Source organism: Colwellia sp. BRX8-7, assembly GCF_014077275.1.
Lineage (GTDB): Bacteria > Pseudomonadota > Gammaproteobacteria > Enterobacterales > Alteromonadaceae > Colwellia_A.
On record NZ_JACGVP010000002.1, the window covers coordinates 1 to 26,442 of the forward strand.

General features: G+C 38.5%; 18 protein-coding genes. 6 read left to right on the plus strand and 12 right to left on the minus strand.

Going from position 1 to position 26,442, the window contains the following annotated elements:
* Positions 1–65: 65 nt before the first annotated feature.
* From H4J57_RS02230 to H4J57_RS02250, 5 genes are all read right to left on the minus strand, one after another.
* Positions 66–1,397 (minus strand): HAMP domain-containing sensor histidine kinase, encoded by a 1,332-nt coding sequence (locus H4J57_RS02230; RefSeq protein WP_182214341.1) that lies wholly within the window; start codon positions 1,395–1,397, stop codon positions 66–68.
* A gap of 47 nt (positions 1,398–1,444) precedes the next feature.
* Positions 1,445–2,113 (minus strand): response regulator transcription factor, encoded by a 669-nt coding sequence (locus H4J57_RS02235; protein WP_182241819.1) that lies wholly within the window; start codon positions 2,111–2,113, stop codon positions 1,445–1,447.
* Complete coding sequence (locus H4J57_RS02240; protein ID WP_182241820.1) at positions 2,107–5,166, minus strand: efflux RND transporter permease subunit; 3,060 nt, start codon at positions 5,164–5,166, stop codon at positions 2,107–2,109. Before H4J57_RS02240 ends, H4J57_RS02235 begins: the two co-directional genes overlap by 7 nt.
* Before the next feature lie 36 nt (positions 5,167–5,202).
* Entirely contained in the window at positions 5,203–6,306 is a 1,104-nt protein-coding gene (locus tag H4J57_RS02245) for an efflux RND transporter periplasmic adaptor subunit (protein ID WP_182241821.1), read from the minus strand.
* 65 nt (positions 6,307–6,371) lie between these two features.
* Positions 6,372–6,953, minus strand: coding sequence for a TetR/AcrR family transcriptional regulator (locus tag H4J57_RS02250; RefSeq protein WP_070376693.1), 582 nt, complete (start codon positions 6,951–6,953; stop codon positions 6,372–6,374).
* Between the two features lie 145 nt (positions 6,954–7,098).
* Here H4J57_RS02250 and H4J57_RS02255 point away from each other — a divergent pair, with 145 nt between their 5' ends.
* Entirely contained in the window at positions 7,099–8,157 is a 1,059-nt protein-coding gene (locus H4J57_RS02255) for an alkene reductase (protein ID WP_182241822.1), read from the plus strand.
* Between the two features lie 56 nt (positions 8,158–8,213).
* Here the strand turns inward: H4J57_RS02255 and H4J57_RS02260 are convergent, their stop codons facing one another.
* Entirely contained in the window at positions 8,214–8,507 is a 294-nt protein-coding gene (locus tag H4J57_RS02260) for a hypothetical protein (protein ID WP_182241823.1), read from the minus strand.
* A gap of 109 nt (positions 8,508–8,616) precedes the next feature.
* Between H4J57_RS02260 and H4J57_RS02265 the strand changes: the two genes are divergently transcribed.
* Positions 8,617–9,372, plus strand: coding sequence for an ElyC/SanA/YdcF family protein (locus H4J57_RS02265; RefSeq protein WP_182241824.1), 756 nt, complete (start codon positions 8,617–8,619; stop codon positions 9,370–9,372).
* Positions 9,373–9,907: 535 nt separating this feature from the next.
* Here H4J57_RS02265 and H4J57_RS02270 read toward each other — a convergent pair.
* Positions 9,908–10,669 carry a Nif3-like dinuclear metal center hexameric protein gene (locus H4J57_RS02270; protein WP_220470252.1) on the minus strand — a complete coding sequence of 254 codons (762 nt, stop codon included), beginning with the start codon at positions 10,667–10,669 and terminating at the stop codon, positions 9,908–9,910.
* A 31-nt stretch (positions 10,670–10,700) separates the two neighbouring features.
* Positions 10,701–11,447: a class I SAM-dependent methyltransferase gene (locus H4J57_RS02275; RefSeq protein ID WP_182222146.1), complete on the minus strand. Its 747-nt coding sequence runs from the start codon at positions 11,445–11,447 to the stop codon at positions 10,701–10,703.
* 71 nt (positions 11,448–11,518) lie between these two features.
* Here H4J57_RS02275 and gloB point away from each other — a divergent pair, with 71 nt between their 5' ends.
* From gloB to H4J57_RS02295, 4 genes are all read left to right on the plus strand, one after another.
* Positions 11,519–12,349: a hydroxyacylglutathione hydrolase gene (gene gloB, locus H4J57_RS02280; RefSeq protein WP_310733693.1), complete on the plus strand. Its 831-nt coding sequence runs from the start codon at positions 11,519–11,521 to the stop codon at positions 12,347–12,349.
* A gap of 92 nt (positions 12,350–12,441) precedes the next feature.
* Positions 12,442–14,160, plus strand: coding sequence for a LysM peptidoglycan-binding domain-containing protein (locus H4J57_RS02285; RefSeq protein WP_182241825.1), 1,719 nt, complete (start codon positions 12,442–12,444; stop codon positions 14,158–14,160).
* Between the two features lie 211 nt (positions 14,161–14,371).
* The gene (gene asnB, locus H4J57_RS02290) at positions 14,372–16,036 is read left to right on the plus strand and encodes an asparagine synthase B (protein WP_182241826.1); all 1,665 of its coding nucleotides are present in this window, start codon (positions 14,372–14,374) and stop codon (positions 16,034–16,036) included.
* Between the two features lie 167 nt (positions 16,037–16,203).
* The gene (locus tag H4J57_RS02295; protein ID WP_182214324.1) at positions 16,204–17,004 is read left to right on the plus strand and encodes a hypothetical protein; all 801 of its coding nucleotides are present in this window, start codon (positions 16,204–16,206) and stop codon (positions 17,002–17,004) included.
* 68 nt (positions 17,005–17,072) lie between these two features.
* On the opposite strand, the gene H4J57_RS20245 is transcribed toward H4J57_RS02295, so the two are convergent.
* The 4 genes from H4J57_RS20245 to H4J57_RS02315 all read right to left on the minus strand — a co-directional run bounded on the left by H4J57_RS20245 (position 17,073) and on the right by H4J57_RS02315 (position 26,155).
* Positions 17,073–20,855 (minus strand): AAA family ATPase, encoded by a 3,783-nt coding sequence (locus H4J57_RS20245; protein ID WP_182241827.1) that lies wholly within the window; start codon positions 20,853–20,855, stop codon positions 17,073–17,075.
* Complete coding sequence (sbcD, locus tag H4J57_RS02305; RefSeq protein ID WP_182241828.1) at positions 20,852–22,162, minus strand: exonuclease subunit SbcD; 1,311 nt, start codon at positions 22,160–22,162, stop codon at positions 20,852–20,854. Before sbcD ends, H4J57_RS20245 begins: the two co-directional genes overlap by 4 nt.
* 34 nt (positions 22,163–22,196) lie before the next feature.
* The gene (locus H4J57_RS02310; protein WP_182241829.1) at positions 22,197–22,718 is read right to left on the minus strand and encodes a shikimate kinase; all 522 of its coding nucleotides are present in this window, start codon (positions 22,716–22,718) and stop codon (positions 22,197–22,199) included.
* Positions 22,719–22,993: 275 nt separating this feature from the next.
* Positions 22,994–26,155, minus strand: a complete 3,162-nt coding sequence (locus H4J57_RS02315; protein WP_182241830.1) for a TonB-dependent receptor domain-containing protein — start codon at positions 26,153–26,155, stop codon at positions 22,994–22,996.
* Positions 26,156–26,442: the final 287 nt, after the last annotated feature.

Below are 26,442 nucleotides of genomic sequence, written 5' to 3' on the forward strand. Positions count from 1 at the left end.
GATAATGTTGAAGTTAGTTAGTTTGTTAAATAGTTAAATAGTTAAATAGTTTAACAGTTATATAGTTAAATAGGGGTTCGAAAATCAACGGTCGCTTTACGGCCACCACTTGCATCGTTATTTTGATATGACCAATGCATTTTATTGACGATTTTATCAACTAACCTTAAACCTAAACCATAGCCGTAATCAGCACCACTGTGATCAAAGTCACCTTCACTTATATTAATATTTTCAACGATAACTAGGCCTTGGCTACATTGAATAATAACTTCGCCTTCCGCTGTATATTGAAATGCATTGCGAATTAAGTTGTTGAGGATCAAGCGACAAGGTGTTTCAAGTACCTTAATATGAGTAGGCGTCAATTTAAGTGTTATTTTAACTTTTTTACTTTGTAATAAGTACGCGTTATCTTCAACCAAGTTGTTAATCATCAAGTTTAAGTCTATTTCGACTAAAGCTAATGTTTGTTGATTGCTTTGCTCTATCGAGTGTTCCTGGCTAAGCCATAATAGTGTTTCTGTGGTGTGTTGCATATTGAGTGCTGCCCTACTGATACGGGCTAAAGACTGTTCACCTTTGTCTTTATTATTTTCGCTAGAGAATATTCGGGTTAATAATTCACTGTTACTTTTAACAACCGCTATTGGGGTTCGTAATTCATGACTTGCATGGCGTAAAAAATCTTGTTCTTTACCAAGCATAGCACTGAGCCTTAATAGCGCTTTTTGTTGTTGAACTGCAATCGCTGTTAATTCATAGAATTCAAAGTTTGGTGTGTCTTGCTCAACATTTTCAAGGGTTAAACTTTCAACCCAATCACCAATACGGTAAAAGGGTGTTAACGTTCGTTTAAGCAATAACTGGACAGAAAAATGCATCACTAATAAAAAAATCAATGCTATTGGCCACGTTAGCTGGAACATTTTACTGATACCCATTTGGCTTAAAGCATCATATTGTTTAATATTTATTTTTCGTACTAAATAAAAAATTTTACCATCAAATAAGGGCTGTGCAATAACAAATATAGCCTGCTCTGGCCATGAAATAAAAGTGTCTTCACTGAAAAGTCTAATGTTATCCATCGCCATTTTTTTTACATTTTCAAAGGCAGCAAAATGCTCTCGTATTTCGACGGGAAGACTTTTCCAATCTAAGAAACCTTGGAAGTGAATGTTATTAGGCAATGGATGATCGATGTTTTTTTGATATTGACGTGCAAAATCATTACTTTCTAAATGAAGATCCTGAAAGTTAGCTTCATCAAGCCCATGAATAAAATAAAAGTTAATCACTAAGGTGTAACTAAGCACGATAATTAAGGCAATCATGCTTTGTACTTTTAAGACGTATCGACGAAGGGTTTGTGGTTTTTTCTTAGTTTTACTCATATCAATTATTAACTATAAAGTAGCTATTATAATGTTCATTAATCTCATCATGCACGAAAAACAAAACCTTGTCCCGCCACCGTATGAATAAGCTTACTTTCATTGATGGTATCGACTTGTTGTCTCAATTTAAACAAATGGACTTTCAAACTATCACTGTCTGGTTGTTCATTACCCCAAACAGCTTGTAACAGTTGTTTTTTTGAAACAACCTCAGGTGATTTTCGCATCAATACTTCAAGGATTTTCCAACCTGTTGGTGACAATTGTAACGTATGTTGTTGCCGTTTTAATGTTTTAGCGCCAAAATCAACGTCAAGACCGAACAGTGATAATCGGTTTGTTTGACCACTGCGGCGATTTGCTAACACCTGAATACGGGCAATCAGCTCTTGCATTTCAAACGGTTTAACCAAGTAATCATCTGATCCTGCCGCAAAGCCAGCCAGTTTATCATCTAAGGTATCTCGAGCGGTCAACATCAAAATCGCCGTACTATTTCCTTGCTCGCGCATTTTTTTGCAGACGGTTAAACCGTCCATGCGCGGCATATTCACATCGAGGATCATCACATCAAAATGGTGATTACTGAGTAATCCTAAGCCAGCAATACCGTTAGCTGCGTGATCACAGGTTATGCCTTCTAATTCAAGATAATCAATAATTGTTGTCGCTAAATCAAGATCATCTTCAACTAACAGTACATGAACTAGCATCGACTGATCTTAAAGAAACTGGCATATAAAACAGGTACAACCGCTAAGGTTAAAATTGTGCCAACGCCTAAGCCGAATGCTAATACGGTTGCCATACCATAAAACATTGACATTGGGTCTATCAATAACGGTAATAACCCCATAATGGTGGTAACGGTTGTCATCGTTATTGGGCGTAACCGTGTTAAACACGAATTAACAATGGCTTGATAGTCACTTTGCCCTGTGGCTCGTTCAATTTCAATTCGGTCAATTAAGACAATCGCATTATTAATAATAATACCTGCCAAACTATAAATACCTAAGGTGACCATAAATCCAAAAGGCGCATTCATGACTAATAAACCAACAACCGTCCCTATCAGTGATAAGGGAATAGTCAGCACAATAATTGACGCTCGGCGGAATGAATTAAATTGCATAACCAATAAAATTAGCACCAAACCAATAACCATCGGCATACTAGCCCCAAGAGCTTGTTGCGCTTCTTTAGACTGGACAATAACACCGTCGTATTCAATTAAATGGTTAACGGGTAAATCTTTTTTTAATGCTTGAATATCGCCGTCAATAACCCCTTTTAGATCTTCCGCTGTCATTTGGGTATTACTGGCTTCAATCGTGATAGTCGTAAACATGTTCTCACGTTGAATTTTTGCATACTGATTAACTGGAATAAAGTCTGCCACTTGAAATAAGGGCACTGATGATCCAGTTTGATTAGAAAATATTGAAACGGTACGCAGCCTATCTAGATTAAAACGCTCTTCTTCTTCTGCGCGAAACACCACGGGAATAATATCATCGCCATCACGATATTCAGTAACATTAGCGCCGCTAAAGTAGCCTTGTAAGGCGGTAGCTACGTCAGAAGAGGTAACACCGGCTCGACGGGCACGATGTTGATCAATTTTAACTTGCATCTTAACAATACGATTTTCCCAATCGGTACGCACATTTTTAATATGAGGGACCGCTTGTAAAACGCTCATAATTTCTTTAGCTTTTTCATATAAAATGTCTTTATCAGGACCTTTTACTTGAATACTTATTGTGCTTGAATCTGAAGGGCCCGCAAACATCCGCTTAACGCGTCCAGACACATTGGGGAAGTTTTCAATAATACCGTTATGTAATTTATTAACAAAAGTATTAATTTTTGTCTCATCTTTAACATTAATGACGACAAACCCTTTATTATTAGCGGGATCTTCTGGATTAAGTGTTAATACAAAACGCGGTCCGTTAAAACCAGAATACCCCGAATAGTTACTGATCTCAGGAAAACTCGTCTTATCATCTAACCAAGTAAACACCTCTTGCATTTGACGATTAGTTTCTCTTGCCGAAGTCCCATTAGGTAGGTCAATGTACATCATCACCTGAGTTCGGTCAGAGTCAGGAAAGAATTGTTTTTTTAGTAAGCCAAAGCCACTTAAAGATACGATTAAGGTAACGACCATCAAGGTCATAAAAATGGCTTTATGTGCTAAAACCCAATGAAGAAATTTTTCATATATTTGATAGAATTTCGTTGAATTTTCAGTGGGTTTATCTGTTGTTGCCGACCCCTTATTTTCAGCTTTGATAAAGAAATAACAAAGCGTTGGAGTAACACATAAAGCTAAAACCCAACTGGTCATCAACGTTATCAGTATAACCAGGGAAACTGAGCGGGTGAATTCACCCGCAACATGCTCGGCAAGCATTAAGGGTAAGAAAAATAAAATCGTGGTTACCGATGAACTGAGTAATGGCATGGCAAGTTCTTTACCGCCCTGGCACATGGCATCAAAGCGGTCTATACCTTGTTCAATTCTTCGTTTAAAGTCTTCAGCAATAACAATGCCATTATCAACCAATAAACCCAAGGCAATGATAAGTGTTGCTAAGCTCATTTTCTCTAACGTCATACCAGAGAACTTCATAATAGCTAATGTGGTTAGCATCACAAAAGGTACAATTGAGCCAACAATTAAACCGGTACGTAAACCTAAAAAGTAAATAACAACCAATAATACAATCACCAGTGTTTGTATTACATTGATTGAGACCCCTTCAATAGATTTCTGTACTTGATCCGCTTGATAAGTTGCAATATTGATTTTGTAGCCAATCGGTAAAGTATTTTCAATATTGGTGACCATATTTTTAACTCTTGGCGCATATTCCAATAAGTTATATTTTTGCAGCATGGAAACGCCAAACATAATAGCGGGCTCGCCATTAAAGTAGGCAGGTTTATCTGGCGGATCAATAAAGCCCCGGCGCAGGCTAACAATATCTTTTAGCGCGATGGTATCGTCAGTCCCGGTGATCCTAATATGAGTATTACCTATTTCTTCCAGTGAAGAAAAATTACCCGTTGGCTCAACCACTATGGAACGTAAACCCGTATCGATTTGTCCACCTGGACTAATAATATTTTGATTTTGTAGTTCACTAATAATGCTACGCGGTGAAATACCCAATTGAGCGAGTTTAGCTGTTTTTACTTCAAGGTATATTCGCTCAGCTTGAACGCCGATAATATCAACCTTTTTAGTACCTGCAACACTGTATAAATTGTCACGAATATGTTTAGAAATATCATACATTTCACCTAAGTCAAAACCGTCAGCGGTTAAGGCTAAAGTGACAACAGATACATCACCAAATGAGTCATTAACAAAAGGAGGACTAGTCCCTTCTGGCAAATTCAATTGCGCTTGTTTAACTTTATTACGTAAGTCTTGCCAAATATTATCTAAATTAAAATAGCGATCGTAAATTTCAACATGAATGACCGATTGTCCCGTCATTGAGGTCGATGTAAGTTTTTCAACTTCAGGAATTTTTCTAATTTCTTTTTCAATGGCACGCGTGATTAATTGTTCAACACGTTCGGGGGCCATGCCTGGGTATGAAGTGGTAACAATGGCTTTACGTATAGTTATTGTTGGGTTTTCTTGTGCTGGTAAGGTTAAATAAGCAAAAACACCGTTGATCAATAATAAGGCAAGTACCATTAAAATGGACTTTCGGTAGGTAAAAGCAATTTTAGTTAAATTCATAAAAGTCTCTAAATTTCAAGTTATACGGGAACGTGATTAATTAAAACGCTTTACATGCTTATCAAGCAACCGAACCGACTGGCCATCACGTAAAAACGAGACACCGGCAATCGCAATAATTTCTCCTGACGATAAGCCAGCAGAAACCAAGACTTCATTGTTTAAAATACTTTCTGTTTGCACCATACGTTTTTGTAAAATTTGTTGTTCAACGTTATAAACAAATACATACGACTTTTGTCCTTCATCTGCTGCCAGTGCTGCAATAGGGAGACGAAAAGCTTTACCTTGATAACCCGTTCGTCCAATACCTTGAAAGGTAAAGTCAACTTCGGCTGTCATGCCTGCTCGCAAATTTTTTGTTTCAGAATTAATAAGAATAGTCACCGGAAATGCATTAGCTGTAGCGGCGCGAGAACTAATTTCTGCGATTGTGCCTTTACTGTTTAAGCCGGGAAACGCGGGATAATGAATATTAATTTCGCTTCCTTTAGATAAATCTCTGATCATCGTTTCGGGGACCATGACTTGCACCTCTAAACCATCGTCACCTTCAATTTGAAAAATGGCTTGGCCCGGAGAAATTTGCATAGAAGGTTCGCTAAGACGTTTCGTTATTTTACCATTGTAAGGGGCCGTTAATATTGAATCACTTAAATCTTTATTGGCGATATCAAGTTGAGTTTTAGCAATGTTTACGGCACTGCTTGCTGACTCAAAAGCTGCTTTGGCATTATCAAAGCCAGACTTTGACACTAAACCTTTGGCTGATAACTCGGCGTAACGTTTATATTCATTTTCAGTTTCAGATAGTGCGGCATAGCTTTTTTGTAGGTTTGCTTGTGCTGATTGACGACTCAAATTAAAGTTTCGTTGGTCTAAACGCGCTAGGGCATCGCCTCGCTTAACTTCATCACCGAGTTTTACTTTTATCCATTGTATTTTTCCACCAACCTCAAAACTTAAATTAGCTTCTTCAACCGGGTAAATAGTGCCAGACAAACGACGCACTTGGTCAAATGAGGTTTGCTGAACTTCTTGCCATGCAATAGGACGAATAACTTCTTCAAAAGGCTGCTCTTCTTTACCACACCCTGAGAGTACCGTGATAATAGAAAAAGCTAATAAAAATAAACGCATACAAAACTCCATGAAAAAAACTGCAATAATAAGGCTATTATAGCGGCTTTACAGTTAACGACCGGTTAATTATCAATACTGTTAAATAATTGCTCTGCTAACGCTTTTAATGTCTCTGGATCTGGATTTGATTGAGCAAAAGTGCGTAAACCATAAATCCCCATGATTAAAAATTGCGCTAAGTGTTCACTCTTTTTATTTAATGATAATTCTTTCGCTGCTTGTGCTTGCAAAAACTTATCAGCTAGCGCTTGTTGCCATTGTAAAACATTGTCGGCAATAACGGCTTGTACTTCTTGATCTTCTTCTGTTGACTCGTAAAGGGTTTTAATAAATAAGCAGCCTTTCGCGGGATCACCGCTGACACATTCATTGACCATATGGTCTAAATATTTTTTTAATTGTGCAAGAATGGTTTCGTCACTTAAAAAAAACTGTGAAAATTCGGCATTACGGTCAGCTTTATACTGGGCGATAGCGGCTAACAGTAAACCGCGTTTATTCTCAAATGCACAATAAATTGAACCTGGATGTAAACCTGTCACTTTTTTTAAATCAGGCATACTTGTCTTGCTATAGCCTTTTTCCATAAATAAGCTCATCGCTGCTCTTAACACTTTTTCTCGGTCGAACTCAGCATTTCTCATGATCACCACTTTTTCATTTATCTACTAGATAACGACATGATACTTAATTTTGAACAATCATTCAAAAATAATACTTGAATGATTGTTCAAATAACGTTATCTTGAACGCATATTCAAGAAAGAAATCAATTAATAGAGATAATTAATGACTGATAATTTATTCCAACCTTATGCACTAAATGACACCATCACTTTAAATAACCGTATATTAATGGCGCCATTAACCCGCTGTATGGCCGATGATAACTTAGTGCCTACGGTAGCAATGGCCGAATATTATGGCCGCAGAGCAGAAGCGGGTTTAATCATTTCTGAAGCAACGATAATCCGTCCTGATGGTCAAGGTAATCCGAATACACCGGGCTTATTTACCCAAGAACAAGTCAATGCTTGGAAATTTGTCACCAAGACAGTTCACGATAAGGGCGGTAAAATATTTGCTCAACTTTGGCACACCGGCCGAGTTGCTCATCCTCACTTCTTTGAGCACAATAATAATGGCTCTAGTGACGTTTTAGCGCCATCGGCGGTAGGTGTTGAAGGCACAGTACCGAGAATGCGCGATTTAAACTATCAAGTGCCAAGAGCTGTTACTCATCAAGAGATTGAGCAGTTAATAGCAGACTTTGCTCAAGCGGCAAAAAATGCTATCGAAGCAGGTTTTGACGGTGTCGAGATTCATGGTGCTAACGGCTATTTAATTGACCAGTTCCTTCATTACGACAGCAACCGTCGCACCGATGAATACGGCGAAACACCAGAAAACATGACACGTTTTCCGTTAGCGGTTGTTGATGCGGTTATTGCCAGCATTGGTAAAGATAGAACGGCATTAAGAATAAGCCCAGGTGCCTATTTCTTCATGTCTGGGGATGCAAGAGACCGCCAAGTATTTGATCACTTACTGACCGAACTTGAACAGCGTGAGCTGGCATTTTTACATTTAGGTATTTTTGATGATTCTATGGTCTTTGATTATTTAGATGGCCAAGCATCAAGTTATATCCGCGCCAACTACACTAAAACATTAGTGGGTGTAGGCAGTTATACTCCAGATACTGCCAGTGATGCCATTGCCGATAATAAGTTTGACTTAGTCGCAATCGGACGACCTTTTATTGCTAATGCTGATTACGTCGCTAAAGTGCGAGCGGGTGAAGGTTTGGTTGAATATAATGCCGAAATGTTAACCAGCTTAATTTAAAGAATAGCTAAGCGAAGCATAACTTGCTTCGCTTTTTTTAGTCGCTTACCCTAAATTTAAATCGCTAAAAAATGTCCGTAATAAAGCCGTGATCCAACCAGTGACTCTAGCTCTGCACTGCTAGGAAAAGTAGCCCACTTTTTAGCATTTTCTTCAACCGCTGCTTCATCTAACCAAACTAATTGCCAACAAATTTCTTCATCATTATCGGTCTTACTTAATATACTATGTGATATTAAGACGGCTCTTTCCTTGTTCATTTCTTCAAACAATAACTGACTTAATTCAATCACTCTTTGTTGATTTTCTTTACTAACAGAAAATACGGCAACCTCATAACAATATGACATGTAAACTCTCACTAGGTGATCAATCAATGACTTCACTTGGTATATCCATCAATGATGATTATAATCTCGAATAATTTTTCAAATATACAACGAGCTAAGATTAATTACTATGGATCTATTTTTACTTAAAAAAATTATTAGCGCGCTGATCATGCCGTTAAGTATCGTTATACTATTATTGGTATTAGCTATTATTTTTTATCAATATAAAAAGAGATTCAGTTATAGCTGCTTAATCTTGGCGACCTTATTATTAACGCTAGGTTCATTAGGTCCGGTCGCTAATCTAGTTATGGCACCGCTAGAAAGCCAATACTCCGCGTTCACACGTTCAAGTAAACCTGTTGATTATATTATTATTTTAGGCTGCAAGCACACCACAGATGCTCAATTACCAGCGACTAGCGAATTAGGTGTTTGTTCGTTGCAACGACTCGTTGAAGCGATGCGTATCCTGCGCATTCACCCTGAAGCGCACTTAATTACCTCAGGTTATGCCGGCAATGACGAAACAAGTAATGCCGAGAAGGTTAAGCAAGCCGCAATGCTGTTAGGTGTTGCTGAGAGAAAAATAATTGTTGAGGGATTTGCACAAGATACCGAAGAAGAAGCACAATTAATGGCGCCAAGGGTCAGTGGAAAAAACGTTGTCTTAGTAACTAATTCTGACCACATGCCGCGTGCAATAAAGTACTTCCAACGAGAAGGTATTAACCCCATCGCCGCCCCCGCAGGTAAATGGACCAAAGGAATGAATGACGAAAAATATTGGCAAGATTATATCCCTACGCCAAAAAAATTAGAACAAACAACTTATGCCTGGTATGAGAGCATAGGCCGCGTGGTTCAGTGGTTAAAGAGCTAGTAGCGGCTTATATTGCTGTTATGCTGTTATGCTGATACTGATACTGAAATAAATTCAGCATGACGGTTTCAGTATCTGCTCTTTATGTTATGAACGACGAGATCCTGAAATAAATTCAGGATGACGGAAGGGGCTCATATGACCAATGGAGCCCATTCAGTATCTGGGCTTTGTATTCTCCGCCGTCATGCTGGTACTGAAATAAATTCAGCATGACGGTTTCTGTATCTGGTCTTTGTGTTCTTCGCCCGTCATGCTGAACTCGTTTCAGTATCTGGTCTTTGTATTCTCCGCCGTCATACTGGACTCGTTTCAGTATCTAGTCTTTGTATTCTCGCCGTCATACTGGACTCGTTTCAGTATCTGCTCTTTGTATTCTCGCCGTCATGCTGAACTCGTTTCAGTATCTGGTCTTTGTATTCTCCGCCGTCATGCTGATACTGAAATAAATTCAGCATGACGGATGGGGGGGCATATGTCGAATGGGGTGCATTCTGGATGACGTAGGGTTTAATCCTTAGGCTGAGTATATTCTCTAAGCAGGGTTATCAATATCAATAAAAACTGTTGGTATTGATAATTCTTTTTCAAGATGTTTGGCCAACGCTTTAGCGCCATAACGCTCGGTTGCATGATGGCCAGCAGCAAAAAAATGAATATCCATTTCTGTTGCAACATGGGTCGTTTGCTCTGAAATTTCACCACTAATAAACGCGTCAATGCCCTGCTCTGCAGCAAGCTCGATATAATTTTGTCCGCCACCACTGCACCAAGCAACTGTTTTTATTTTTTTATTAGACGGTGGTGTAATATGCAAGCAATTTCTCGCTAGTTGCTGGGAGATACGTGTACTCAGTTCATCACCTGAAATATGATGTGAGAACTCACCACGTACAGCGACACTTAAAGGATTGCCAACTTCTAGAGGTTGGACATTATTTATTTCAAATAATTGAGCAAGCTGAGCGTTATTTCCTAATACCGGATGAATATCAAGCGGCAAATGGTAGGCAAATAAACTTATATTGTGATCAAGCAACGCCTTAATTCGTTGATATTTCATGCCACGAATAACATAAGATTCATTTTTCCAAAAAAAACCATGGTGTACCACTAAAGCATCTGCTTTTTCATCAATAGCTCTGGCAATTAACGCTTGTGTTGCGGTTACGCCCGTGACAATTTTATGGATTTGATCACTGCCCTGAACTTGTAAACCATTAGGACAAAAGTCTTTAATTTGTTCAGGCTTTAGCAAGGCATTTAGGTGCTGCTCTAAATCATTACGATGGATCATTACTGTATTCTCTTTGTTAGGAACTTAAAAGTTAGTTAATTTTATGTGATGAATTCATACTAGGCACTTCTACCTGTTTAAACTTCGGCCTTATCGCCCATTTAGGCTTAATAGGCGTTAACGGGTGAACACGTTTTTTGGCCACTAAGACATAGATAGACCCTAAATTAGGTAAGAAGTCACTCGCGATTTTTTGCCAAAGTTGAACAATTTTACCTTGGCTTAACCGTCCCGATAAAGAAGAATAAATAACTTTTTCATCAACTAATATTTCATAGCCCATTAAATGCAGCCAATCTTTCACTCGCATTGCCGAAAAAAAACGTTCGTTCCACGGAGTGTTATGTTTACGATAGGGAATAAATTTATTAAGTCCCGCTAAACTAAAAGGGTTAAAACCAGTAATAACTAAGTAACCATTAGGGATCAATACTCGGTTTGCTTCTCGCACTACATGGTGAGGGTCAAGTGAAAATTCTAAGGCGTGGCTAAGTAAACAAACATCAATGCTATGTTCTAAAAAGGGTAAATCATCTACATCAGCAATAATATCGCCGGTTTGTTTTCGCTCGACTAAATTTATTTGATGTTTAATTGTACAGCCTGAGCTGTCAATATGACCACTGAGTGCACCAATTTTTAATAGATGATAACCAAAAAATTTTGGCCACCACGGCGCTAACACTTGTTCAATTTCTTTAACAATGACCTCGCCGTTTGGTAAAGCTTGCCAAGATTTTGGGTAATGGGGTTGTCGATAGCCCAAAGCAGGTTTCATCAGTTAGATACGCCTTTTTAGTTCGTTTACGGGTATACTACTTACTCTACCTTCATTGAGGACGATTTAACGTGCAAAGTCAAACACTAAAGCCAATTTTGATTACGGCAATACCCGCTTTTACCGACAATTATTTTTGGGCAATAACCTCTCATGAAGTAAACGTTACCGATAATAAAACGCTAAAACCCGTTGCTCTGGTCGATCCCGGAGATGCTAAACCTTGCATTACTTATTTAGAGGAAAATAATTTACAGCTATGCGCTATTTTAATCACCCATCATCATGCTGATCATACCGGTGGTGTTGCTGAGTTAAAGAGCTACTGTAAAAATAAGAACTGGCCACTTACTGTTTATGCGCCTGAAAATAAAAAGATAACCAATGTTGATGTTCGGGTAGTCGCTAAGCAAATAATCGAAATTCCTGCGCTTGAAACTTCTTTTGAAGTCATTGATCTCGCTGGGCACACCTTAGATCATATAGGTTATTACACTGGTGATGCTGTTTTTTGTGGTGATACTTTATTCTCAGGCGGCTGTGGGCGGATATTTGAAGGGTCACCAAAACAGATGTTGAGCGCTTTAACCCGTTTAACCGACTTACCCGATCGAACACATGTTTACTGCGCGCACGAATACACTTTAGCCAATTTAAAGTTTGCTTTAGCGGTTGAGCCAAATAACGCTGAACTCGTTCACTATTACAATCAAGTAGTAGAACGACGAGCAAAAAATATTCCCACCATCCCTAGTTCTATTTTACTTGAGAAAAAAATCAATCCGTTTTTACGTTGCCAACAACAAGAAATCATCGAAAGCGCTGTTGATTATAGTGGTAAAAACTCAATAAATACCTTAGCAACTTTCACCGTTATTAGGCAGTGGAAGAATGAATTCTAAGCCGAGAACACTTTGACTAATGTATTAGCCACGCTTGAATAAGCAGGCTAAATAAGTGAAACTAACCTTAAGTAAAATAATATAGTGCCTACATGAAATTTATCTTAAAAACATCAAACAAATCACCTGCTAAAAAATATACTTTTGCAAAAGCTCTACCGCTATCATTTTCTGTTGCTTTCTCGGTCATGCTAATGGGTTGTCAAGCGACGTCAGTGCAAAATAGTGATGGCGCTCAAGCAACAGATATTGACCAACGGATGATCGCTAGCACTGCTGAAATTAATCAGGCGATATTAGCCGATGAAAACATTGACATTATTCATCCGGTTGCGGATGTAGAATTTACCTTAACTGACCCAGAAATTGTTGATGATATTTATGTATCCGATGATATCTGGCAACGTATTCGCACTAAATTTACCTTTGAAATTCCAGAAGATAAACGCCTTACGCAGCAACGCAATTGGTTTGTAAAACATCCTGAATATCTTGACCGCGTAGCAAAACGTGCTGAGCCCTTTATTTTTTATATTGTGCAAGAACTTGAAAAAAATGATATGCCGCTAGAAATAGCGCTTTTACCTATAGTTGAAAGTGCTTTTGATCCCTTTGCATACTCTCATGGTCGTGCTTCAGGTATGTGGCAATTTGTTCCAGGAACCGGCAAGCGATTCAATATGAAGCAGAACTGGTGGTATGACGGACGCCGTGATGTCATTGCATCAACACAAGGTGCGATTCAATATTTAAAATATTTAAACAAATTTTTTGATGGTGATTGGTTATTAGCGCTCGCTGCGTATAATTCTGGTGAAGGTCGCGTAAAACGCGCAATGAAAAAAAATGCTCGTAAGAATTTACCAACAGATTTTTGGTCTTTAGATTTACCTAGAGAAACTAGAGCTTACGTACCAAAATTACTTGCGTTGGCCGATGTAATTAAACGTCCTGAAGATTTCAATATTAAACTTTACGAAATTGAAAACAAGAGTCAGATCACCAATATTGATATAGGATCGCAGTTAGATTTAGCAAAAGCGGCTAAGTTAGCTGATTTATCTTTGGCTGAATTACAGCGCTTAAACCCTGGATTTAATCGTTGGGCAACTGACCCTGATGGCCCTCACAGTTTATTGATACCTAACCATAAAGTCGCTAATTTTGTGAAGAAGCTTGCTGAACTTCCCCAAGAAGATCGTTTAGCATGGCAGCGTTATAAAATTAAAGAAGGTGATAACTTAGGTGAAATTGCCCATAAATTTAATACTGATATCAAGTTAATTAAACAGGTTAATAATATTAGAGGCACACAAATTCGTGCGGGCAAACATTTATTAATTCCTGTAGCGACGCAGTCGCTCGACAGTTATGTCTTTTCTCACAAGCAACGGACGGCGACAACTAAAAACCGTCAACGAAGTGGAGAGAAAACAACACACCTTGTCGTAGCAGGCGATACTTTATGGGATATAGGACAAACCTATAAGGTCAGTAGCCGAAGTATTGCAAAATGGAACGGTATGGCGCCACGCGATGTTTTAAAACTTGGCCAGAAACTGGTTATTTGGCAGAAAAGCGCTGTGGTTGAAGACAATTTAGCCAGCACAACATCTTACCAGCCGCCAGAGCAGGCAATCATGCGAAATATCACCTACAAGGTAAGACGTGGTGACTCTTTCGCACTTATTGCCAATAAATTTAGGGTCTCAATTAGTGATATTGAACGCTGGAACAGTTTAAATCGCAAAAAATATTTACAACCTGGTCAAATGATAAAATTGTCGGTTGATGTGACTAACAATATTTAATCAATAACATTTGATGGTTAATAAAACGCTATTGACTGCAGTCTTTAGCGTTTTTTTACATTAAAAATGGCTCTTTATAACCATATATAAGTTATTCAGCAAAATAGCACTTGATAATATTTTTATAGCTGTCACAGTGGCCCTATCGTATAAACGATTAATTTTATACGTACCTCACAATTTGTTAATAATTTAAAGGAGTAGCGCTTCAATGTGTTCGATCTTTGGTATATTAGATATAAAAACAGGTGCAGACGCACTTCGTCCGAAAGCCCTAGAATATTCTCGTTTATTACGTCACCGTGGTCCTGATTGGTCCGGTATTTACAGCAGCGAACATGCTATTTTAGTGCATGAACGTTTATCAATTGTTGATACTGAGCATGGTGCTCAACCATTATATAACGAAGACAAAACAAACATTCTCGCTGTAAATGGTGAAATTTATAACCATAAAGCCCTAGCAGCAAACTTAACGGTAGATTACCAATTTCAAACTGGCTCAGATTGTGAAATTATTCTGCCACTATATAAAGAATTTGGCGTCGAATTTATTGATAAACTTCAAGGCATGTTTGCTTTTTGTTTATACAACGAAACTGATAACTCTTACCTTATAGCACGCGATCATATCGGCATTATCCCACTTTACACTGGCTATGATGAAGACGGTAACTTTTATGTTGCCTCTGAAATGAAAGCATTGATGCCTATTTGTAAAACAGTGAGTGAGTTTCCTCCTGGCCATATTCTTGACAGTCGTGTTGGCAAGTTACAAAAGTATTATAAACGTAACTGGCAACAATATTCTGCGATAAAAGATAATACCACCAGTAAAACAAAAATTCGTGAAGCGCTAGAAGAGTCGGTTAAAAGTCATTTAATGACTGATGTACCTTATGGTGTTTTATTATCGGGTGGTTTAGATTCATCGCTAATATCGGCTATAACGCAAAAATTTGCCGCTCGCCGTATTGAAGATAATGACTTAGCTGAAGCTTGGTGGCCAAAGGTTCACTCCTTTGCTTGTGGTCTTGAAGGCTCACCAGATTTAATTGCCGCGAAAACAGTAGCAGACAGCATAGGCACTATTCATCACAGCGTGGTGTTTACTGAGCAAGAAGGTATAGATGCCTTACAAGAAGTTATCTATCACTTAGAGACTTATGACGTCACCACTATTCGAGCTTCTACCCCTATGTACTTAATGGCGCGTAAAATTAAAGCCATGGGTATAAAAATGGTACTTTCAGGTGAAGGCGCTGATGAAATTTTTGGTGGTTACTTATATTTCCATAAGGCGCCTAACGCACAAGAGTTTCATGAAGAACTTAACCGTAAGTTAGACAGATTACATAAGTTTGATTGCTTACGTGCCAATAAATCTATGTCAGCTTGGGGTATTGAAGCCCGAGTGCCATTTTTAGATAAAAACTTTATGGATGTTGCCATGCGCATCAACCCAGAAGATAAAATGTGTGGCAATGGAAAAATGGAAAAAGCGATTTTACGTGAGTCGTTTGAAGGTTATTTACCTAAAGAGATCTTGTGGCGTCAAAAAGAGCAGTTTTCTGATGGCGTTGGTTATTCTTGGATTGACGGCTTAAAAGCGCATGTTGAGTCTCAAGTGACCGATCAGCAACTTGCAACGGCTAACTTTAAATTTCCAGTGAATACACCAGACAGTAAAGAAGCCTACTTTTATCGTACTGTTTTTGAAGATAAGTTTCCACTTTCCTCAGCAGCCGACTGTGTTATTGGTGGTAAATCTGTTGCCTGTAGTACTGAAGAAGCATTAGCATGGGATGAAAGTTTTCAAAATAATGCTGACCCTTCAGGTCGAGCGGTAATGAGTGTTCATAACGATAGTTACTAGCATTTATCCTTAAAATATTATAAAACCGATAAGTCTGACTTATTGGTTTTTTTTTCAATTTTTTATCTCATTAAAATAATGATATTAATTTGAATACATAGAATTATAATTGTGTAGAATAACCAATAAGATAAAAATGATATAAATAGTACTAACAGGAAAATATTTTGACCAAGCAAATCGACCATAACATGCCGAGTATCACGCCTGATAAAGATCAGGTCGAGGCATTCAAAAATACTCGAACTTATTCTCCCGCTTCAGCTAATTCGGTTGATAATACATCACCTCAGCCTAAAATAGTAAAGCCACAAAAAACACCTAGTTCACCACCAATAAAAATAGCTAAAGCGGCTATTATTTTTATCTATTTATTTATTGCGGGTGCTGGCTATTGGCTTTATCAAGAAAATATTAAAACAAATGCCATTATAGCTTCAGCAGAGCAACGTATTGCCGACTTAGAGCACCAACTTTCCGCTACAGGCGAAGAAATGGGTGAATCTGCAGTAGAGATGAAAGTACGCATAGAAACACTCGGCAAGACCAGTGATAAACTGTGGGAAGAAATGGACAAGCTCTGGGCTTCTGCTTGGCGAAGAAACCAATCTGAAATTAAGACTTTACAAAAAGACAATAAATTATTGACTGACTTATCGGTAACTCAAGGTAAAACACTTGTGGCAACAAACGCCACAGTAAACGAGGTCAATAATAAGCAAGTAGCTACTGAGTTCTCAATAGACGCGCTAAAAGAAAAGTTGACTGAAAATATTAAAAATTTATCGCTGGAGTTATCCGCTATAGAGTCAAACTCTCAACGTCGTGATAAACAGCAAATAGCCCTGGCGAGTCGTGTCACTCAACTCAGTGAGCAGAATAAAAAATTATTATTAAAAGTTGAAAGTTTAGAAGCACTAAGCAACATACCTGCGAGAACAGCACCTCCTTTCGTTGAAGGTTCTTAGCACCGTAAAAATAAGCAAGAGTAGGTTAATTACTATTTAATAACCTACTCTTACCTGCCCCTTGTCGACTAAAATCTAAACTGACTCTCTAGCTCGCTTACACCTAAGCCACTGCATTTTTTAACTTTTATTTGCACAGGAATACGTTCTTTAAGCGTATCTACATGACTTATGACACCAATCATTTTGCCACTAGCATTTAAACTGTCTAACGCATCAAGTGCCACTTCGAGTGTATCGTTATCAAGTGTGCCAAAACCTTCATCAAGAAAAAGAGAGTCGATACTGGTTTTGGCGCTGACCAAATCAGACAAAGCTAACGCCAACGCCAAACTCACTAAAAAACTCTCACCGCCAGAAAGTGTTTTGGTGTCCCGTACGCTATCTGCTTGCCATGTATCAAGGACTTCAAGGGTTAATGCCTCCGATTGTTGGCACTTAAGTTGATAACGAGCATGTAAGCGCTCGAGCTGTTGATTCGCTAAATAAACGAGATGAGCAAGCGTTAATCCTTGAGCAAACTTTCTAAATTTCGCGCCATCTGCCGAACCAATTAAGCCGTTTAAATGGGCTAAATCATCAACATCTGTTTGTAAAGCCGTTATTTTTTCAAGTAAACCTTGTTGTTGTTGGCGTTGAATGTCGTCTTGTTTTAATGTTTGCCCTAATTGTCCTAGTTGTATCTGCGCTTGTTTCAATTGCTCTTTACATGCTGCCAATTTTTCCGTGATCGCCAAGGTGCTAAAATCAGTCACACCTGCTTGTTGAATCGCAGCTTGCTCAATAGTCAATTGTTGAAGTTGTTGCTGATATTGTTCAAGTAGTGTTTGTGAACGCTGTTTTTCAAGGGTAATACTGTCTGACACTTGCTGAAACACATCTTGTTTATCAGGGGGTAATAACGCATTGATAAAATCAACTTCTTGCGAAAAATCACTTTTAGATAAGGCGTTTTGCCACGCTGAAGTCAATAATTCAACTTCTTCATTAAGCTGTGTTAATTGCTGTTCAGCGCTTTTTAAAAGACCTTGTTGGTGTTGGTGCGTTTGCATGCATTGCTGAAAAATTTGTTGTAATTTATCAAGTTCATCAGCTACCGCATTACGCTTAGTGGTGATATCCGCCCTGACTTGGCTAATGGTTTTTTCTTCAAAAAGAGTAAAGCGTTGCTGTTGAGCTTGTTTAAGTTCACTGATAACTTGCCCGTGAGTTTGACTAACTTGCGCGTGGTCGTCATTGAGCCCATTGTGGTGTATTTGTGCAACAGCCAACTGTTGCTTTAACCCTGTAATGACCTGCAAGAACTGTTCTTGTTGTTGCAACGTCTGTTGATAGTGTTTTACTTGTTCGCTTATTTCAGTAAACCAAGTAGAAAAAATTTCATTACTGGTTAGCGTTTCAGTGTTTTCGTTAAACAACGCTGCAAATGATACGCTACTTTGCTCGGTATTTACCTGCTTGGCGATGGCGGTAATATCGGCTTTAAAAGCAGTAAGCCCTTCGGCCTTAATTTTTTGCTTTTGTGTGAGAAGAACCGTTAATTGTTGCAAACTTATTTGGACATTTTCTTGATTATTTATCAGCAGTAAAGCTTGGTTTTCAAGCGTTGATTTATCTTTTTCAGCAGCGACTAATTGCTGCTGGCACTGCTGTAAATGTTGTTCAGCCTTTTGAAGCCTAACGTTTGTGTTAACAAAATTTTCTAGCTTATTTTCTCGCTCGCCAATAAAAGACTCAATAAAGGCCAAATCTGCTATTGGACAATCTAGATCGAGTGGCTGTGCTTTTGAGTGCCATTGACTGAATAAAACTTGTTGCTCTGTTAATTTTTCTTCTTGTTGCTTATCGGCAACGCCAAGTTCCGCCTTAAGCTGAGCTTGTATTTCTGCTTGAGCTTTGCCTTGCTGCTCTAATTGTTTTAATTGTTGCGTTAACTGCTCAAACCTTTGCTGGTACTCAGACGATTCCCCCTCGGCTAATGATGAATATTCGTCAATAGCCGGATGCTCATTTGAACCACATAATGGACACGCTTGCTCGGGCTGAAGATTTTTACGATGTTCATTTAACGATAAAATAGTTTTTTGTTGATCGACAATAAGCATGACATCATCACGCCTTATCTGCACTTGTCGATATTGGTTTCTTAATTCAAGTACTTGTTCAGAAACGCGTTGATATTGCTGTTTTTTTTCTGCGTTATCGGCACTAGCATTAGCGATTTCGTTTGATAAAAAGTTAAAGCGACGAGCGCTTTCAAGGGCAGTTATTTGCTCAGCAATTTGCCCCTGTCGTTGTTGTATCTTGTTTTGTAAAGCTGATCGATCATTCATCGACACTTGCGCTAGGACGTCGGTTATTTCTTGTTGATATTGTTCAAATCGCTCAATAAGACCATCTTGCACACTTTGCTGTTTATTGATCAAATTTTGCTGGGTTTCTTGTTGAACATTTAATTGTTGACGTTGTAAATGTAAGCTTTTTTGGTCACTCAGGATTTGCTGCACTTCATCTTCAGTGAGCGATAAATATTGATACTGACTTTGCCATAATGGCAGCTTCTCGGGCAAAAGTTTCAATATCTGATTATTGCTAATAAAGCCTTCATTTTTAATAAACTGTACTTGATGTTGTTCTTGCTCGTTAGCTAACTTGTCACAATTATTTTTTGATAATTGTTGAGCACTAGCTAACTCAACTAATTTATTGGCTGATTCTTCTTTTTGTTTAACCCAATGAAAGATTTTGTTATCCAGGGGGATCACTTCTTCAATGATCAGATTTTCAATGCGTTGATCGGCTAAATATTGAATGCCCTGCTCTTTCGTTAAGGCTTCATAAGCTTGCTGAGCGATAGTTGTTTGCTGTTCGATATTTTTACAACTAATTAAAAGTTCATTGTTACTGACCACTAATGATTTTTGTAATTGTATTTTTTGCTGATATTGCTCGAAAACAGGTCGCAATTTCTCAGCCGGCTTAGCTAAAGCCAATAAGCGTAAGTCATCTTCGGCGTCGCGCTCTTTTTGTGCTACACACTCAAGTTGGTTGTTAACCACATTAATACTGTTATGGTTTTCAAGCGACTTTTGTTGCCAAAGATGTGCTTTTTGCCACAAATCATGTTCAGTGGCCACTCGTTGTTCATCATCACCAAGCGTTGCAAGTTGTTGAGTCAACGAGGTTAATTCTTCTGCCGATAATATAACGGTACCTTGACTCTGTGCTTGTAATATTTTTAAGTCGTTACTGGCATTTTTATGGTTCAGATAGACTTGCTGTGAAACCTGCCCATAAATTTCAGTACCGGTTAACTCTTCTAAAAGTTCAGCTCGTTCGTTGCTGGGGGCATTTAAAAAAGCGGCAAACTGTCCCTGTGAAAGCATCATAGATTTGGTAAAACGAGAAAAATCTAAACCGGTTAAACTGGCTATTTCATTGCGCACTTGCGATACTTTTGTTGCTATTATTTGATCATTCTGTGCTGTCGACATTGAAATTTCGGCAAGTTCCGCAATCGGTTTCTGTAAATTCCCTTCAACACTATTTTTAGCGCGTCGTTGACTCCAAAAAGCTCGATAAGCTTTACCTTTTACTTCAAATTCAACTTCAGCTAAACAACTCGCCGTATGGCGGGTCATTAATTGGTTTTGCTTATCTGAAATATTTAAACGGGGTGTTTGATGGTAGAGCGCCAAACAAATAGCATCTAATATGGTGGTTTTTCCAGCGCCTGTTGGTCCTGTAATGGCGAACAAGCCACTATTGTCAAAAGGTGCTTGGCTAAAATCAATTTTCCACGCACCTTTAAGTGAGTTGATATTTTCAAATCGTAAACTTAATATTCTCACTTAATTTCACCTGCAACTTGAGATTTTTCACTGTGTTTTTCGCCTGTGGTATTTTGCTGTTGCACTTGCTCTAGCGTTTGCGCAAACATTTTTTCAAGTCGATCTTTTTGGCTTATCTCTGTGTCTGTTTGCCAATTTTCTTGCTGTAATCGCGTTGAGAACACCTCGGCTAAAGATAATTCATTTAAGGTAATTTTCTTTTGGCTTTCTGGCATCGACTGCCTAGATGTTTTACTGCGTCGCACCAACAAGACCTCTACCGGTAGTTCTTTGACAAGCGCTTCAATGCGAGGGGTTAAATCTTGTAAATATTCAGCACTGTTAATCTCAATATCAAGCCAAATTTTTTGTTCTTTCTCTAATGAGGTCTTCGAACTATTGAGCTCGCTAACCAGCTTATTGATATCTTCACTGAGCTGTTCTAATTTACTTTTTACCATCAATAAAGGTTGAAAACAGGGAATATCTTGTTCAATAACCTGACTCAGTTTTGCTTGTTCAAATTCTGCAATTAAGACTTTTTTAGTTTGACTTGCTTCATCAAAGCTTAAGGCTATTGGCGATCCGCAATAACGAATATGCTCAGATTTAGCAACCCGTTGACTGCGATGGATATGGCCAAGCGCTATGTAATCGGCTTGCGGAAAAGCATTGGCAGGGAAAGCTTCCAAGGTGCCAATATAAATATCGCGCACCGACTCACTACTGGTCACACCAACGGTGGTTAGATGCCCGGTGGCAATAACCGGTAATTTTTTTTCATCATTTACTGAAGAAATAACTTCTGCTTGGGTAAATAGTGTTTGATAGTGTTCACTAATCGCTTGCTGCAATGACTGTTGTTTATCTTTAACAGATTGCCCCGCACTGCTGCTAATAATATCGCGCGGGCGGATAAAAGGAATAGCACACAATATCGCCCCTGGTTGACCTTGTTTATTGTTAAGCGTAATGACTTGCTGATTTATCTTATCGCTAACACTGGTGATCACCTGACATGATAGATGTGACAATAACTGCTTCGACTCACCAAGCATGGCAACAGAGTCATGGTTACCGGCCAGAATGATTAATTGGCAGTTTTTTTCATGCATATTAACAATAAAATCAAAATACATTTCTCGGGCATAGCTAGGTGGTGTGCCGGTATCAAAAATATCACCCGCAACAATCACTGCATCAATGTCATGTTCACTAACTTGTGTGAGTAACCAATTTAAAAATTTTTGATGCTCTGCAGCACGACTTTTACCGTAAAAATTTTGGCCTAGATGCCAGTCAGAAGTATGGAGAATACGAAATTTCATAAAGTTATCTTAAGGTTTTAAACCTAGGTGTGAGTTATTTTTCATGGATTTTTATGGTTTTTTTCTTACCGACAAAGCGAGTATAAAGTTGCTGGTGAGCTAGTTTTGAAAAAGTATCGGTGCGTGTATCATAAGCCTTTATCCAATCGATTAGCATGGCTAAATTATCATCCTGAGCTTGCTTTGATGGATATTTATGCGCTTCCCACGGACGATTTTCAGCATGGGTAATGCATGTATTAATTGTTATATCTAAGTAGATAATTTCGTTAGCAAACGCTTTCTTGTTAACGTTGTCATGGTCTACTGCATTATTATTAATCAGTAGCTCTAGTAAGTCACTGTAGCATCCTTCTATTACCCAATTTTCATGTTGTTGAGTAAATGTGTCAATTTCAGTGGCTGAATCTGACAGGCATTTTCTTTGTGGTGGAGATGTTGCTAGCCAGGCGAGCGTATCAAGATCTAAATGTGCTAAGCCTTGTTTTGCCGCTATTTTTTTAGCTAAAGTCGACTTACCTGCTGCAGCATTGCCAAAAATAAGGATTTTTTGCAAGTAGCTCACCTTTTGTCATATTATTATCAAAGGTAGTGTACCTGAACCGATGATAAAAAATTAGCGTTTTAATGCAAAAAAACAAGTTGATAGCGTTTATCCTTATTAACAACTAGCCATGATTTAAATGCGAATAAAACTTAAAATTATAGGCTTAGGCCAATAACAAAGGTTATCTGCTTAACTTGATTCGTAGCAAACAAGTGCCTGAATAAAAAGAGCGGTACTCTCGTATCGCCCTTTATCGACTTGCTTAAATATGACTACTTAAATGACTAAAAGCGATACGAAGCATTTAAGAAAAAGCTACGTCCATATAAATCATATCCCGATGAAGTCACCATGTTGCCACGGTTCGAGCCAGCAGTTAAATCAACTAACTCTGGCGCTTTATCAAAGACATTTTTCATACCTGCTGTCACTAAAAAGTCATCACCGGTATAAGTGACTGATGTATTAACATAAACCGCACTATCAGCAGAACAAACAGGCACCGTTTGCGGCTTACCAACTAAGTCTTCATTTTTAATAAAGACATCACATTTAGCCGTATCTCTCACATCATCAGCTGATTGAGTACCCGACATATAATTTGCCATGATCATCCAGTTCCATTCATCCATTGAAAAATTCAAGGTTGACACTAAACGATGCTCTGGCGTACCAAAATCTTCTAACAAGTCCTCAGATGATTCACCTTTGAATATAGTGACTTCTCGTTCAGTTTGTAAGGTATATTGGTTGTCCCATGTCATTCTTACATTATCAAAGTTAGTCACGAACCGTGTATTAACATCAACACCTTTCGAGGTCTCTTCACCAATATTAATAAACGAGGTATCAATTAAATTTGGAAAATTAATCACGGGTGCATTACCACTGTTTCTTGAAATACGAGAGCAAAATGAGCTTTCCATATTAGGAGAGTCAAAACAACGCTTTAAAATAGTCGCCGCACTAATTGTTCGAATGGTATCTTCAACCACTAAGCTGAAATAAGTAACCCCAAAGTTAAACTCGTAATCCCCTTCAAACACCGGTGTCCACTTAAATGTTGCCGTAATATTTTCTGATGTTTCAGGTTTTAGGTCTTTAGCATTACCGCTTGAAGAGGTTGGGATACTGGGTACGCCACTCAAACCAATTTGAGTAAAGTCAGCACCTTGAGCACTACAGTTATCTAAAATTGTTTGTGAGCGATTTTCTTTAGAGGGATCATATTGGCTATTTGTCGTTAAAGATTCAGAGACCATACAAGGATCAGCACTACCACTTACACCTCCAAATTGGTTAGCAAGAAATTGCTCTCGTAAATTTGGTGCTCGAAAAGAGGTACCATACGAGGTGCTAAATAGTAAAGTTTCAGAAGGCTTGTAGGTAACACGTGCACGATTGGTTAATTCACTGCCAAAGTTAGACTCATCGGTATAACGAAGTGCCGCTTCAACTTCAAATAAATTTGCCCAGTTTTGATCGACCGCAATCGGTAATGATATCTCTGCAAAAACATCACTCACATCACGAGAGCCAACGGTTGCTCCTTCTGTTAAAGGATTCTCTGCCGCGACTAACCCTGTTGAACCTAGCATATCACCCGCAGAATCTATGCGATCTTTTCTGTACTCAAGTCCCATGGCAACGGTTGCAGCCGCACCTTTTTCAAAGTCAAAGACGTCACCGGTAACAAAACCTGAGAGCATTGATTGCTGAACAGTTGTTGTATTAATACGCGTACCGATTAAAAAGTCTTTTTCTGCTTGTGTAGCGAATGTACCACCACCGTAGCTACCGCCATTAAAGATAGATTCTGCAAAAAAGTCGACAGGAACACATTCATTGGCAGTAATAAAACCAATACCAGCTGGGGCATTAATTCCACAAATAGGGTTACCGCCATTATCTAGACGCAATGTCCCTAAGCTTAATGCTAGGTTAGTTTCATTCATTACGGGTTGAGTTTGATCACCAACACCGCGGTCGTATGAAACAAACATCTCATAACTCCAGCCCTTATTAGATAGCCAGTCACTGGTAAAGTCACCACGTAAACCAGTAACAAAGCGGAAGTGATTTAATTCAACCTCTCGTTTCTGTGGTAAGTCTTCTAAAGTCATGATGTGAGAAACATCATAATCTGGAAATGGGTTTAGTGGGTTATCAACTAAATTCAATGAGCCATCAGGGTTAGTGACTAAATTACCATTAGCATCTTCATGGGGGATATTAGCAGCTATTGTTGGATAAATTTGTTCAGTAGAAGCTAAGCTGGTTAGATTACGATGGAAATAATAGCCTTCGTAAAATATTTCTTCATCACCACCAAAAAAATCAGGTGAGTAGCTACCATTTACCGCCAGAGTAAAACGAGTTACTGGTTGAATTAAATCGGCTTCCATACGGTCAACAGCATCAGAATGTGCCGGTGAGTATATACGGCGGTTAAATTGATCTGAACTGGTAATATCAATGTTAGGATCATTTGGAATGGGTAAACCAAAAGCCGAACTAAAACCCGGAATACCAATATCAGATGAGCCAGGGGTGGTAAAAAAACCAATACCTGATGGATGCGGATAGGTCATCACTGGCGCGTTTGGATCATCAGCATTGTAACCGGTAATATCTAAGATAGAATTATCCCAAAAGCGGCTGGAGCACACCGAGGTTCTTTTGCCGTTGTCGTCTTCAAATATTTTACGAATACAATCGGTACGGTCTTTTACGGCGATGCGATCGCGTTCATAATAAGATGCAGAGAGGGTGAATTTTGATTTTTTACCTTCAAAACCAGTAATAAATGAGAAATCTTTTGTAGCGCCTCCACCGTGTTGCGTATCAGAAATATTTGCTGAGACTTCAAAACCATCAAAACTTTCTTTGAGAATAATATTAATAACCCCCGCAACAGCATCGGCGCCGTAGATAGATGAAGCTCCTTCGGTGATCACTTCAATACGCTGCACCATATTAACCGGGATCAAACTTAAATCAGGTTGTGATGGAGCACCTCGCACACCTGATGAGCCCAATCGTCGACCATTAATAAGAATAAGAGTTCGCTCTGGGCCTAAACCACGTAAACCAACATTAGATGAGCCGACACCACCACTTGGCGGTGCCTCTGATGCATTAGAGCCACCAGAGTTAGAGTTATATGAACCATCAAATTGTTGACCATTTGCCATTGATGTATTTTGTAATAAATCAGCGACTGTTCTAACGCCAGCTTTCATTGCATCTTCAGCCGTGATGACATGGATAGGTGAAGCATTTGAAAATTCTGCTTTTTTTAAGCGTGAACCCGTAACGGAAATTCGTTCAACTTCTTTTTCTGCGCCAACTTCTTCAGCAAAAACAGGCATTGATAACATTGAAGTAGATACACCAGCAAGCAGTGCGTATTTGATAGCTTTCGCTATTGGGGATGCTTTTGTCATAATATTATCCTTTAGTTAATTATATTTATTTTTATAATTATTCAGCTAATTCCTTAACACTGATCACTCAAGTACAACTTCGTAATATCCTTAACTAAACGTAACTTAAGTTAAACTGAACAAACTAACATTAGCCTAAACGTATAGAATTCATACCAAAAATAGTAAACAAATTTAAAAGGTTTACTTTTTCTGTAAACTTTTAGCAACACATTGATAAATAAAGTCACTCTAAAAATGAGTTGTAATTTAATTGATAGCTTCACCACTGATTTATATTAAAAATT